The sequence below is a fragment of the Coprococcus eutactus genome, from assembly GCF_025149915.1.
GTDB lineage: Bacteria > Bacillota > Clostridia > Lachnospirales > Lachnospiraceae > Coprococcus > Coprococcus eutactus.
Map to the genome: position 1 here is coordinate 1,781,940 of NZ_CP102278.1, position 11,471 is coordinate 1,793,410.

General features: G+C 39.5%; 15 protein-coding genes and 1 pseudogene. 4 read left to right on the forward strand and 12 right to left on the reverse strand.

The features are described from left to right. Positions 1–12: 12 nt before the first annotated feature. The 5 genes from NQ536_RS07700 to NQ536_RS07720 form a co-directional block, all read right to left on the reverse strand. On the reverse strand, positions 13–1,044 hold the full coding sequence (locus tag NQ536_RS07700) for a hypothetical protein (protein ID WP_187116346.1): 1,032 nt from the start codon (positions 1,042–1,044) through the stop codon (positions 13–15). Positions 1,045–1,164: 120 nt separating this feature from the next. Further along, positions 1,165–2,478, reverse strand: coding sequence for a type IV secretory system conjugative DNA transfer family protein (locus tag NQ536_RS07705; protein ID WP_004854034.1), 1,314 nt, complete (start codon positions 2,476–2,478; stop codon positions 1,165–1,167). A 2-nt stretch (positions 2,479–2,480) separates the two neighbouring features. Beyond that, positions 2,481–3,023 carry a hypothetical protein gene (locus NQ536_RS07710; protein ID WP_004854032.1) on the reverse strand — a complete coding sequence of 181 codons (543 nt, stop codon included), beginning with the start codon at positions 3,021–3,023 and terminating at the stop codon, positions 2,481–2,483. 11 nt (positions 3,024–3,034) lie between these two features. Next, entirely contained in the window at positions 3,035–3,433 is a 399-nt protein-coding gene (locus NQ536_RS07715) for an SMI1/KNR4 family protein (RefSeq protein ID WP_044998407.1), read from the reverse strand. Positions 3,434–3,616: 183 nt separating this feature from the next. Beyond that, positions 3,617–4,480 carry a hypothetical protein gene (locus tag NQ536_RS07720; RefSeq protein ID WP_004854028.1) on the reverse strand — a complete coding sequence of 288 codons (864 nt, stop codon included), beginning with the start codon at positions 4,478–4,480 and terminating at the stop codon, positions 3,617–3,619. Between the two features lie 437 nt (positions 4,481–4,917). Between NQ536_RS07720 and NQ536_RS07725 the strand changes: the two genes are divergently transcribed. The 4 genes and pseudogenes from NQ536_RS07725 to NQ536_RS07740 all read left to right on the forward strand — a co-directional run bounded on the left by NQ536_RS07725 (position 4,918) and on the right by NQ536_RS07740 (position 6,999). Then, positions 4,918–5,265, forward strand: a complete 348-nt coding sequence (locus tag NQ536_RS07725; RefSeq protein WP_004854027.1) for a hypothetical protein — start codon at positions 4,918–4,920, stop codon at positions 5,263–5,265. Next, positions 5,258–5,422: a hypothetical protein gene (locus tag NQ536_RS07730; RefSeq protein WP_004854025.1), complete on the forward strand. Its 165-nt coding sequence runs from the start codon at positions 5,258–5,260 to the stop codon at positions 5,420–5,422. Before NQ536_RS07725 ends, NQ536_RS07730 begins: the two co-directional genes overlap by 8 nt. A gap of 82 nt (positions 5,423–5,504) precedes the next feature. Continuing rightward, positions 5,505–5,696: pseudogene (locus tag NQ536_RS13940) on the forward strand (hypothetical protein); the annotation flags it as partial. An 85-nt stretch (positions 5,697–5,781) separates the two neighbouring features. Next, entirely contained in the window at positions 5,782–6,999 is a 1,218-nt protein-coding gene (locus NQ536_RS07740) for an IS256 family transposase (protein ID WP_167530854.1), read from the forward strand. A 233-nt stretch (positions 7,000–7,232) separates the two neighbouring features. Here NQ536_RS07740 and NQ536_RS07745 read toward each other — a convergent pair whose 3' ends face one another. The 7 genes from NQ536_RS07745 to NQ536_RS07770 all read right to left on the reverse strand — a co-directional run bounded on the left by NQ536_RS07745 (position 7,233) and on the right by NQ536_RS07770 (position 11,458). Next, positions 7,233–7,955 (reverse strand): hypothetical protein, encoded by a 723-nt coding sequence (locus tag NQ536_RS07745; protein WP_004854021.1) that lies wholly within the window; start codon positions 7,953–7,955, stop codon positions 7,233–7,235. Further along, positions 7,933–8,481, reverse strand: a complete 549-nt coding sequence (locus NQ536_RS07750) for a TIR domain-containing protein (RefSeq protein ID WP_004854017.1) — start codon at positions 8,479–8,481, stop codon at positions 7,933–7,935. Before NQ536_RS07750 ends, NQ536_RS07745 begins: the two co-directional genes overlap by 23 nt. Before the next feature lie 45 nt (positions 8,482–8,526). Beyond that, the gene (locus NQ536_RS07755; RefSeq protein ID WP_004854015.1) at positions 8,527–9,183 is read right to left on the reverse strand and encodes a YdcF family protein; all 657 of its coding nucleotides are present in this window, start codon (positions 9,181–9,183) and stop codon (positions 8,527–8,529) included. 11 nt (positions 9,184–9,194) lie between these two features. Then, a complete protein-coding gene (locus NQ536_RS07760) occupies positions 9,195–10,511 on the reverse strand; it encodes a toll/interleukin-1 receptor domain-containing protein (protein ID WP_004854014.1) in 1,317 nt (438 codons plus the stop codon). A 9-nt stretch (positions 10,512–10,520) separates the two neighbouring features. Continuing rightward, positions 10,521–10,679: a RyR domain-containing protein gene (locus NQ536_RS07765; protein ID WP_243135049.1), complete on the reverse strand. Its 159-nt coding sequence runs from the start codon at positions 10,677–10,679 to the stop codon at positions 10,521–10,523. Beyond that, entirely contained in the window at positions 10,624–10,869 is a 246-nt protein-coding gene (locus NQ536_RS14015; protein ID WP_004854010.1) for a RyR domain-containing protein, read from the reverse strand. The genes NQ536_RS07765 and NQ536_RS14015 overlap by 56 nt, the downstream gene beginning before the upstream one ends. A 298-nt stretch (positions 10,870–11,167) precedes the next feature. Then, positions 11,168–11,458 carry a RyR domain-containing protein gene (locus NQ536_RS07770; protein ID WP_004854008.1) on the reverse strand — a complete coding sequence of 97 codons (291 nt, stop codon included), beginning with the start codon at positions 11,456–11,458 and terminating at the stop codon, positions 11,168–11,170. Positions 11,459–11,471: the final 13 nt, after the last annotated feature.

Consider the following 11,471-nt stretch of genomic DNA (forward strand, 5'->3'; position numbering starts at 1 on the left):
TGTCTCATCCTCCTATCTCATGTCCAGATATCCTTCAACGCCATTGCATAACTTCACAAAGGCAACACCTACGGGTATCGCCGTTAAGTTCTCAGGCTTCAATCTGATATCACGGCTTTGCCTTACCGTCACATTTTTATTGTGCGTCGTAGGCGATAAAAATGACCTGCTGTTCCCTGTGCTGATATCACTGTAGAGTCGGTCATACTCACCGAAGTAGTATTCAGAGATTGCCCTTGCGCTGCCATATGCCGCATGGTTAAATGCCACAACCGAACATACACGGTTTGTCAGCCTCATGTTGTCCGCGTATTGCGTAATGTCTGCTCCGCTCAATATGAGTCGGACATTTCGGAAGTTGTCCCTGATAATCGGTGCATCTACATACACATCATCCAAAACCAGTGTGAAGTTCTGACCTTCCTCTGCTTTTTCCTGAACGATGGCCAGACATTGCTTTGTGATGGCCGACTGACTTCCATAGACAGCCTTGACAACTACCCGTCCATTTTGCAGTCCCGAATCAACAGAAGTTCCATTGGCATTCCCATGGCTGCGTGTCAATCGTTCTATCCTACACATGCCACGGACGGAGCTGGCCGCCATATGCCTGTCATATCTGCTGAGAAGATCCATCGCACGCTCTCTCTGTCCCCGGACGGAAAGCAATTCCTCCTGCCAGCCAATACCCAGCCAATCGATCTGACTTAAACTTGCAAGCGTAAGTGGTTTTCCAAGCACTTCACAAACCTCAAGCGCAAACGAAAAGAAGAAGGAAAGGTCATCATCTTTTTCGTTTTCAGTCAGAAGAGATATCATCTGTGCCTTTGTCATTCCCTCATAAATGTTATCGTGCCAGTTTTCAGCGTTAATGCCATAATGCCGCAGTCTCTCAACTGTCATGTACGGATTTCCATTATGCAACATTACCGTGCACCCCGGGAAAGCACGGACGATGCCTGTAAGGAACACGCTTCGTTCCTCATCCGTGCCGCCGGAAACCAAAATAGAATCACGGCTCACTCCATTCAAAAACTCACGCATAGGTATTCTGTTCCTTACAGGAAACGTCTGCCTCTTATTTAAGCCTGAAACATGTTTCGACAAATACATCTCATTACTAGCAAATAACGTTGATAACAGGTTTGCCATTTCAACCACCTCTCAATCAATCTGAAGCAGATATGTTATACCGTCTGCATTTTTCACATAACATTGACCTAAGCCAAGCCGATTGAAGTCTGCATCCTCTATAATGTAACCTTCTCTGCGCTCGCTCATGCATCCACCCGGCGAAAGAACCATATATTCTCTTGTTGTCTTTCCAAAATCTTCCTTAATGTAATTTCTCGTGGTCGGATCGTTTGCTCTGAAATACAGCTTATTACACATACCGGCAAGCATTGCAATCGCATCGTGTTCCCCGTATATTGATTTGAGCTGCTCAATACTTTGAAGTCCGACGATGACCATCAATCCTTTGGCACGCCCGAGATTCACAGCCTGTGCGATATCTGTCTTCCCCATCGTCACGAGCTCATCACATATCAGTATGGTTTTTCCGGCATTGTTGTTCTGGGAAAGTACTTCCTTCAGCATAAGATTTACCAGAGAACCATAAATCGGAACCTGGGATGCCTTATACGCCATATCATAGTTAATAAACAGCGCCTTCTTATCCTTCGCTCTTACAAACTCCCGAATCGAGAAATCCCCGTCGTCGGCAAAAACATCAATCAAGGTCTGCAAAGCGGTCGTGACCAGTTCTCCAAAGACACCTAACGCCTGGAGATTGTCGCCGTTTCCTCTGTTGCCAAGAATCATGTTTAATACCCCCGATTCTCCACAATCCTCGATCAAACGCATATAAGAATGTTCATCAAACTGCAGGAAGAAATCTCTTAATGCCCTGTTTGACCACTGTTTTCTCGCATGTAGGTTGTTCAAGCCCCGCTTGATATATGAAATGATTACGCAAAACATGAGTTCTCTCGCTCCTTGCACAAAGAACTGCTCCTTAGAGTCCTTCTTATCTGCAAAGAGATGAGCTACAAATTCGCGTGTATTGAGCTCAATCATATTCTTGTCATAGCCATCACTGAGGATATCCCGGAATATGCTCCACCTCACACTTCTATTTGAGTTCACTCCCTGTTCTATGACCAAATCACCGGGTTTCATCAAACTGTTGAAATCATTCTTTGCCTGGATGATGATCATGGAATAGTCTTCTATCATGTTGTACCGCAGATCCTTGATCATCTTGGAAAGGCAATAGCTCTTTCCGGAACCTGTTGCGCCTATCAGAGCTGTACCTTTCACCAGATGATCGGCGGTAAACTCCATATTCGCGAATCCGGTAGGTCCTGTATCAGCAATTCCAATCCCCGAAATCTTAATAAGCGGATCGTCGTATGTAGGCGACTCTTGCAGACCACTTGTACCTAAAATTCTCCTCACACTTTGTCCATACATCATTATCACCTCCACATTGCATATCCATTACTCATATTCTTGCCGACATTACTTTCATGTGAATATTCAGCATTTGAAGCTAACTTGGAATATTCACGATTCTGCTCATTCCCATTCGGCTGGCTGTAGCTGTTTTCTGCTCCCTTATAGCATGGATTTGACAACTCGTGCGCCTCCGGAGCATGAGGTGGGTTGTTCCCAAATGAGTGCATCTCATGTGTTTCTGGATCATAGTAGCCGTTGGTAACCGAGTGATAACCGTTCTGCTCATTGACATTTCCCATGTTATGCGCCGCTAAATGATCCTCATGTGTCAGAAATTGGATATTATCGGCTGACGAAGCATATTCAGGATATTGTGAGACCGATTTCATATGCTGCCCCTCGTAGCCGGATACCCGTCCTTTTTCCATAAGTTCTCTCTGCTGTTCACTATTCCAGTTCACGGTACCCTTTCCCTGACAAACAAGCGTCTTTTCTCTACTCCATGCATCTCTCACAGCTTTCTGACGATCTCTGATCAACTGAAGCTTTTCTTCTCTTGTCATAGGAACACCCCCTAATCAAGAGCCGAAAGTTCATCGGCAAGAAAATCCACCAATGAATCCCACTCAAGCTGAACTGTGTAGCCATTTTCATGATCAAGCAAAGCAATCTTGCCATCTGCTGTAACAACAATCGGATCTCCGAATGACATAGCTCCAATTTCCAGCCACCGTGAAGATGCCGCGCTTCCATCCGTATAGCGCAGTACCTTCCTCACAGGATAAACCTCTGTTCCCGGCACACCAATCTCGACACCGTCTGTAACTCTGTAGAAATCAAGAACCTGCGAAGGAACAAACGGATAGTTTTTCTTCATTTCCGATATAGCCTTGGCATCTGCTGGCGGATGAATATCTATTCTATAGCTACTGTGCTCCTCCATCTGCATTAACAAATCTTCTACTGTCTTCATGTGCATCACTCCTTTGAAATTTTTGCTCTGCCTCTTTTTCATAGCCTACATAAGGTAAATCCGTGTAAACCTGAAAATTATCGCACAGCTGTAATTTTTTTTAGAGAGGCAGATCCATAAGATTTTGTATCTCACTTGCAGTATATGTTTCTGCCTCCCTTAATCTCTTGGCTATAGCAGCTTTCATCTTGAAGGCTCATTTGATTCTCCGTTTTCGCTGAAAATCATGCAGGCCTTCTCACTTATTCTATTAGTTGCTTGTGTAATCTGTTTAACAGACAACGTGAATCTGCATTTTCCTTTTGAGCAACCGTCATTGTCTATCGCATCCAACTTTTTGATAAGTGGCAAAAAAACTTGCATCGGAATATTTGCGTGCATCGCTGCCTTCAGATCAATCACCATGTATTCAAATATCTCATCCAGCCTTTTCCCATTCAGATATTTCCTAGTCTCACTCGGCTTTCCGCTATATCCGTTCCCCATCCACTGCGGAATAATCAACTTTGAATATGTGTAACTGATAAGCCTCTCAGGAGAGCTGTTGAGCGAATATAATTCCTTTAACTTATTCTGAAATTCAATGCTAATTTCTCTATCCATATAGATTGCTTCAGGATTTTCTTCTATGTTCGATTCACGAACAGACTTGATAAGTTCATGCGACAGCTCGCCTTCCTCATATAGTTGTTCTAAAGATACATGCCAATCTATATTCTTCACTGTCCATGATACAGATTCCCCTCTTACAATAGTGTTAAGCCAGGCTTGTCTATTCGCTTCAATCAAACTTTTCGGATTCAATATAAATGACGATAGCTGCCTGATTACTGCGCTCACAACATTCTGAAAAACATCTTCCCAGTTTGAATAGCCAACACGATTTATGATCTTATATTTCGTATCGCGTTGAAGTACAAAGTAAAGTTCGGCATAAGTCCAATCCTTGAGTTTCTCATCCTGCAAGCCATTTTTTAACCTTTCAAAAAACTCTTGTGATGCAAAACGCATACCTACCACATCTTCAAGTTTCTTCGTCTCATCCATACCTTTTTCTCCTATCAAATTTTGCCATTATTGGTTTGATGTCATCTTTGTTCTATAGATAGTTAATCACATCATTTGAGAGAAAAAGCAGGGGGGAAAATCCGCAACGCAAACCGCGCAGCGATTCGGAGAAGTAAATGTTTGCTTTCGCAAACCCAAATTGCGCGCCAAGACTCGCAGGAGCGAGTCTTGAAATATTTTCCCTATCGGATTTAACTTTTGCTATGGTGATATAACTTAGGCATAGCAATCAGACAGCTAATATTTCTAAAGGAGGATTTTGATATGCATTGGTCAGATTTGATAGCAGAGGAAATAATTAAAAGGAAGTTATCGATTTGCTTGGCAGAATAGTGCCGTGCTTATCTGATGTAAAGGCAATTTGCTGATGGATTATTTATTTAAAGCAGTTAGATCACAGAAGGAGGAAAAAAATTATGGAGAAAATCAAAGTGATTATTAAATATGACCTTTTTAAGGCAATCGGATTAACGGTCGAGAAGTGTTCGGCTTATACAGAGGATTCAGATAGTTACGTAAGAATAAATGGCGAAATAGTTTGTAATGAAAAATGGGATGAGGATTATTGCTTGAAGGTAAAAGCAAATCTTTGCAATGAAGACGACGATGTTGTTCATATCGACTATGATTACGATGTGAAAAGATTTATTAAACTCGGGTATGAAACTTTTTCAATTAGCTGTTATAAAGGCAATGTCAAAAGCATCAAATGTGTTGAGATATATCCAAAACTTATTATGACATCAGAAAGAGAGGATGATTAAGATGGATGAACTTGAGATTACGAAGGATTTAATTCGTGTACTGGCATTTTATGGAATTCTTAAAGATTGGGATATGTATGAACTGCTTGATGAATATGAGCATTTGGGAATTCCGATAGTTTTGGTCAATGAGACTCTTCGTGAGGGTGTCGAGTAAGGAGGTTTTATGGAAGATCGACTGGCCTATGAGATGATTATATGAAGGTGTAGACTTTGAACCCGGAGGAAAAGATCATGCAGCTCCCGGAGGCTCATATGACACCAGCCGAGTTATTGCAAAGGAGATTTCAAGCTGTTTTTTTATTAATCAGCAGACACTAATTACTTTGATAGCAGAGGAAAATATAAAAAATCCCGATGCAGTTGATAATCTCAACCACATCGGGATTCTTCAATTCTTATGTTTCGGGAGCATCCCAAAGTTTGTGTAAACCTCCAAACTGATGTAAGATAAAATTACTCAGTTTGGAGGTTATTTTTATGGCAAGAAGAAAAGACAGCCCACAAAAAGCAGCAATGAGAGAAATGATGCGTGATTATCTGAAGAATAATGATATCAGCATCAAAGACGGCACCGATGTAAACAGTATCATGCGTGACATGATGTCTGTCATTTTGGAAGGTGCTTTGGATGAAGAACTGGATGAAGAATTAGGATATTCCAAGTACGACTATCGAAACAAAGAAACAGACAATAGTAGAAATGGACATTCCAGCAAAACCATGCACACCAGTTATGGAGATATGGATGTGGCAATCCCAAGGGATCGTAATGGTGATTATGAACCACAGCTGATTAAAAAATATCAGAATACCGTAACTCAGGACATGGAAGAAAAAATACTTTCCATGTATGCCAAGGGAATGACAACTGGAGACATTGAATCCCACATGCGTGAATTATACGATATTGATATTTCTGACAGCACAATCAGCCGGATCACAGACAAAATCCTGCCGATTGTAAAAGAATGGCAGGAACGCCCTTTGGAAGAAGTGTATGCTGTAGTATTTATGGATGCAATCCACTATCACGTCCGCAGTGAAGGACGTATTGTAAAACGTGCGGTTTACATTGCCCTTGGTATCGATATGAATGGGAAAAAAGATGTTCTTGGAATGTATGTTGGAGAAAACGAAAGTGCGAAGTTCTGGCTTTCTATCATGAATGGATTAAAAAACAGAGGCGTTGAGGATATCCTGATTGCATGCGTTGATGGTTTAAATGGATTTCCACAGGCAATCGAGGCTGTTTATCCAAAAACAGAGATTCAGCAGTGTATCATCCATCAGATCCGTAATTCAACGAAGTTTGTTTCTTACAAAGATATCAAAAAACTGATGGCTGATCTGAAGCTTGTATATGCGGCTCCAACGGAAGAAACCGCTTTAAATGAACTGGAACTGTTCAAGGATAAATGGGATTCCAAGTACCCGAAAATCTATAAATCCTGGCATGATAACTGGGCAACACTGTCCACTTATTTCAAATATCCAGAGGCAGTAAGACGGCTGATTTATACCACAAATGCCATTGAAGGATTCAACCGCCAGCTCCGGAAAGTGACCAAAAGCAAAACGGTTTTTCCGTCGGATGACAGCCTTTTGAAAATGCTGTATCTGGCAACCATGGATATCACGAAAAAATGGACCGGACACAGGCAGGACTGGGGACAGATCCATTCCCAGCTTGAAATTTATTTTGAAGAACGTCTGGCGGGACGGAACCTGTAAAGCAGTCAATTTTAGGCAGGTTTTATTGACATGCCTAAAAACTACTGTATAATGCAGATATGGGCAGAATCCGGAAAATCGGCTCTGCCCATTTGTAACTATTCACAAATCTTATATCAGTTTTTAACGTTTACACAAAACTTGAAACGGTCTCTATGTTTCTGAATTCTTGAATGACCTTTTCAAACAGTACCACATCATAACAAATGCTATCAAGAATACCTATGCATAACTCACTTTATCTTCCGTTCTAAAAACATGATCAATCTTTGTGCTTCAGTCAAATATGCATTAACTTGCTCATCTGTTGTGGATTGCAATAATTTCTTCCATATATAACATGCTTCTTTTACATATTCCAGCGCTGTTGCATAATCACTCTGTTCCATTGAAATGATGCTCGCATTATAAAGGGTCATTGCATATGAGTTTGGAGAATAATCTTGACCGTTTGCCTGTAAACTTTCATATATTTCCAAAGCTTTCCGTGAATAAAGTGCTTTTTTTTCAGAGTTCCTCTCATATGCACACATATCCGAATAAATATCGGCATATAATGACTCTTTATCATCGTCATTATCTGCGATTTGGGTTGCTTTCTGAAGCATCTGATACGCCAAATCTTTACGGCCAACATTACCGAATAACATGTTGAGAACATAGTAGTACTTCGCCATCGCATATGTATTCTTGAAGAACTCATGTTCCGGCATACATGTCATTTTCTCAATCAATTCAACAACCTGCTGTAATGATGAAGTATCATATTCTTTACTTCTCATGTATCTGTTTAATGTTGTTTCAATCTGATTTTTATATTTGCGATACTCTTGTTCGGAGTCCTCGTCACGTTTCGGCTTTGGCAAACCATTTTTCCTGAATACCATTATTCTTTGCACGATGCCTGATTCAGAGACTGCAATTTCCGGATGTTCATTCACCAATCTCTCGACCATACATAAATATCTGTCTGCATCCACGTGGCTTTCCATTCTTGAAAGCGCTATTGTCTCCGAGTTTCAAGTTGTCCTCCGGATTCCAAACTGAAAAGTCTTTTCTCACCAACGCTTCTATCAGGGGCTGAATCTTATCCCTGTCGTGGTTGGCGTAAGAAACAAACACCTCAATATCAGCACATATTTTTCTCACCTTATCCAAAATCGAATCTATATCGGCAGTCATATCTATCTTCCAAACTTTATCTTTCCCAGAATTAATGATATAAGCTTGCTCGTCTCTAACATATGGTGACTTAGCTGCTTCTGGACTTTCACAAAATACAAACCACTCTCTTGCATCGATTTCTCTTTTAATCAAAGAATCCAACTCGTGTCTTCCTTCTTCGGTTGCTGTCGATAGACACTTTAGGTGAAAAGCAAGCGGATTGTGACCCAGACGCTCAAATTCATTACGAACAATCCGAACTTTCTCTATATCGTGGCTCGAATCAGAAAGAAAAATCCAACAACCACCTTTATGCATAATTTTATTCTCACTCTCCTTAGTCCTTAATTACAAAAACGACATTTAAGCTTTTATTAATTGTTTGTCATATCCTTCTTTTACCAGTATTTGAAACGCGTCCCACACCGTATCTGGGATCTCCTGTTTTATCTGAAATCCATTATCACCATAAACATCTATACGCTGTAGATCTCCAACCATAATATTGATAAAGTCATCAACCGTCAATTCTTCCGATTCCTGATAGTATGACAGGTATTCCTCGAATGAATATTTGGGTGATGTAACAGAAAAATTAAGTTCTGGCCACTGTTTCTTCAATGTAGCAAATAATCGTCTTTCCTTAAAAGGTTTATCGACCACAATAACACTGTCTATTGAAATAGTTTCATCTGAAATCATTTTCTTTGTGAACTGTATGTTCTCACCAGTGTTGCTGGATACATTCTCTATAAAAATCACATCTCTTGGAACACCTTTTTCAATGGCAACCTCGGCAAATTTGTTTGCTTCGGGTTTATGCCAGATTTTTTGAGTAATTCTACCTAACCCTCCTGTAAAAATAATATATCTCCCATGACCTGATAAATAAAGCTCTGCAGCCCTTTCGGCCACATGAAGATCATGACTTCCAAAAGCTATAATTCCATCAGCAGGCACAACATCTTGATCTAGATGATGATAATCCCATATAACTTTTGCACTTTTAATATCAAACATATTAATCACCCTCACTCAAATACTTGTTTTAGATTTTCTAATTTCTTTTCCTTGCCCTTCCAATAGTTTCTTTTAGCATTTTCTAATGCCATGCGATAGTATTTTTCGGCTGATTGTTTGTCTCCTACATAACTATAATATTCAAACAAATTCTGATATAAACCTACATGGTATATTTCATCAACAAAACTTTTGCACCTATCGAACGAAGATAGGAGTTCGGGAAGAATTCCTTTTGCCTTTTCAAAATCATTATTCAGAATATATAGTTCTAACAAACGCCTTTGAGTATAAAAGAGTTCCTTGGGATTCATGCTAATATCATCCATATGAATTAGCAGAAAATCGCTCATTATCTCTTCTTTATTAATCACTATTAATTCTCTCTGAGGCAAGAGCAACGAATCTGTATATGGAACTTCAAATATTTGATTTTCATCGTTTATGCAGTCTATCAAATCTTCACAAAGTTCATTTGCATATCCAAAATTTCTTTCCTGCTTATAAGTTACGGCAATAAGCCACTTTGAATAGACAATTCTCTTAAAAGCCACATCATCATACACAGATTGATTAAGATACGTCTTAATGGCAGAATTCAGAAGATTGCGTGCATCTTTAATGTATTTTTTAACCCCAGAATGAATATAAATCACTGCCAACTGTATTTTCGTTTCAGCAACTCCTGTCAAATAAATAGAGCATTTATCAAGTGATTCCATCACTGTCCTAATAGTATACTGTTCTACCGCATACTTATCGACCCAAGTTTCAATCATTTCAGCATTTGGATTATCTTTGTACATCTTTTTCAATTTAGTTAAAAAAATACTAAATTCCCTATTTAGCGCATTTCTTTCTTTGCTAATTAACCACGTCTCAATATCTGATATCTTATCAATACTAAAGGAGCTTACAGTTTCACTTTCCTTGTTACATTCAAATTTTATTCGTTCAATTAGTTCTCTAAGCGAATCAGATTGTAGCTCAAATGCATAATACCTTTGTACGTCCGTTAAGAAAAAATTAAACATATCTGTCAAAATGCAATCTTCAATTACAAACGGGATTACACACTTGGTTTCAGATAATGCGAGACTAACCTCTTTTGGCACCCATTGAGATTCCTGCGATTTTGATGTTAGCATTAAAAGAAACACCTTGCAATTTTTTATTGCCATTGGTATTTCTTTTGCATAACTTGATCCAGGTGGGATACATTGTGGAGCCATCCAACATGAAATTCCATTGATTTCGAGGATGTTCTTCACACTATTTACTTTATCAAAATCCTTAGAACTATAACTTATGAAAACATCCTTCTTCATAAAAAACACCTAATCTCTATTACTCTTTATCTCATAGCCCAACTTTACAATTAACTTCAGAGTCTCTAAGGCAGTATTTCTGTCATATTCCTTTTCGCTCTCAGGAAGTTCATCATACGGAACTAGAGTTGGATTTGTTTTTTTTAATATCATCTCTAAACTCCCCATACACCCAGCCTTCTTCAATTCTAGATTTAACGAAGACATCGTGTACGTTTTTGGCAATTCTCTCCGTAAGTTTTAGTAACTTCTCTGGCAGAACTACATCGCTAGCAAAACAATTTATAGCCTGAATTCTTCCAATTGATAAATCCAATTCATCAGGAAGCGGAATGTTCTCAATATAACAAGGAATCATTTTTATTTTCCCTTTTTGGCGTTGTTAGAGCCCGGGGAAATTAACACCACATACTGCATTTTCAACTTTTCTATCTCTATGATAGCAACTTTTTGCAACTTTTCCAACTTATTTTCGGTAGTTTTTGCAACTTTGCGAGCTTTATGCTTCAGAGGTATGTATCACCTCTATGTTTAGTATTTTACAGTACGCTTTTCATTCAATACTTATGGGGAATTTAAAAAATGCCGAGAGGATAGTTAGTTATCCTCCCGGCATCTGAATTAACATATGCGTATTATAGATACACTACAAGTAATTACTGCTTGTCGCATGTTATTTTGTATCCCAGCTTAACAATGAGCTTCAATGTCTCAAGCGCTGTATTCCTGTCATACATTTTCTCGCTCTCAGGCAGTTCTTCGTATGGCACAAGCAACGGAGTTGTCTTCTTCTCCAGATTCTTTATCTCGCCCAATGTCCAGCCTTCTGATATTCGCCCTACCGCCCATACATCATGAACATTTGAGGCTATCTGCTCTGTTAATGCGAGTAAGTCCTCCGATAGTATTACATCATCTGTGTCAACCGGTTGTGGTTTGTACATCATTCATATCCTCCTT

Coding starts and splice junctions, on each gene's coding strand:
- NQ536_RS07755 (WP_004854015.1), bottom strand. CDS start 9,183: ATGTTTGATATTAAAAGTGCAAAAGTTATATGGGATTATCATCATCTA.
- NQ536_RS07700 (WP_187116346.1), bottom strand. CDS start 1,044: ATGCGTGAGTTTTTGAATGGAGTGAGCCGTGATTCTATTTTGGTTTCC.
- NQ536_RS07750 (WP_004854017.1), bottom strand. CDS start 8,481: ATGCATAAAGGTGGTTGTTGGATTTTTCTTTCTGATTCGAGCCACGAT.
- NQ536_RS07705 (WP_004854034.1), bottom strand. CDS start 2,478: ATGATGTATGGACAAAGTGTGAGGAGAATTTTAGGTACAAGTGGTCTG.
- NQ536_RS07730 (WP_004854025.1), top strand. CDS start 5,258: ATGATTAAGATGGATGAACTTGAGATTACGAAGGATTTAATTCGTGTA.
- NQ536_RS07770 (WP_004854008.1), bottom strand. CDS start 11,458: ATGATGTACAAACCACAACCGGTTGACACAGATGATGTAATACTATCG.
- NQ536_RS07745 (WP_004854021.1), bottom strand. CDS start 7,955: ATGGTCGAGAGATTGGTGAATGAACATCCGGAAATTGCAGTCTCTGAA.
- NQ536_RS07740 (WP_167530854.1), top strand. CDS start 5,782: ATGAGAGAAATGATGCGTGATTATCTGAAGAATAATGATATCAGCATC.
- NQ536_RS07725 (WP_004854027.1), top strand. CDS start 4,918: ATGGAGAAAATCAAAGTGATTATTAAATATGACCTTTTTAAGGCAATC.
- NQ536_RS07715 (WP_044998407.1), bottom strand. CDS start 3,433: ATGAAGACAGTAGAAGATTTGTTAATGCAGATGGAGGAGCACAGTAGC.
- NQ536_RS07710 (WP_004854032.1), bottom strand. CDS start 3,023: ATGACAAGAGAAGAAAAGCTTCAGTTGATCAGAGATCGTCAGAAAGCT.
- NQ536_RS07765 (WP_243135049.1), bottom strand. CDS start 10,679: ATGGGGAGTTTAGAGATGATATTAAAAAAAACAAATCCAACTCTAGTT.
- NQ536_RS07720 (WP_004854028.1), bottom strand. CDS start 4,480: ATGGATGAGACGAAGAAACTTGAAGATGTGGTAGGTATGCGTTTTGCA.
- NQ536_RS14015 (WP_004854010.1), bottom strand. CDS start 10,869: ATGATTCCTTGTTATATTGAGAACATTCCGCTTCCTGATGAATTGGAT.
- NQ536_RS07760 (WP_004854014.1), bottom strand. CDS start 10,511: ATGAAGAAGGATGTTTTCATAAGTTATAGTTCTAAGGATTTTGATAAA.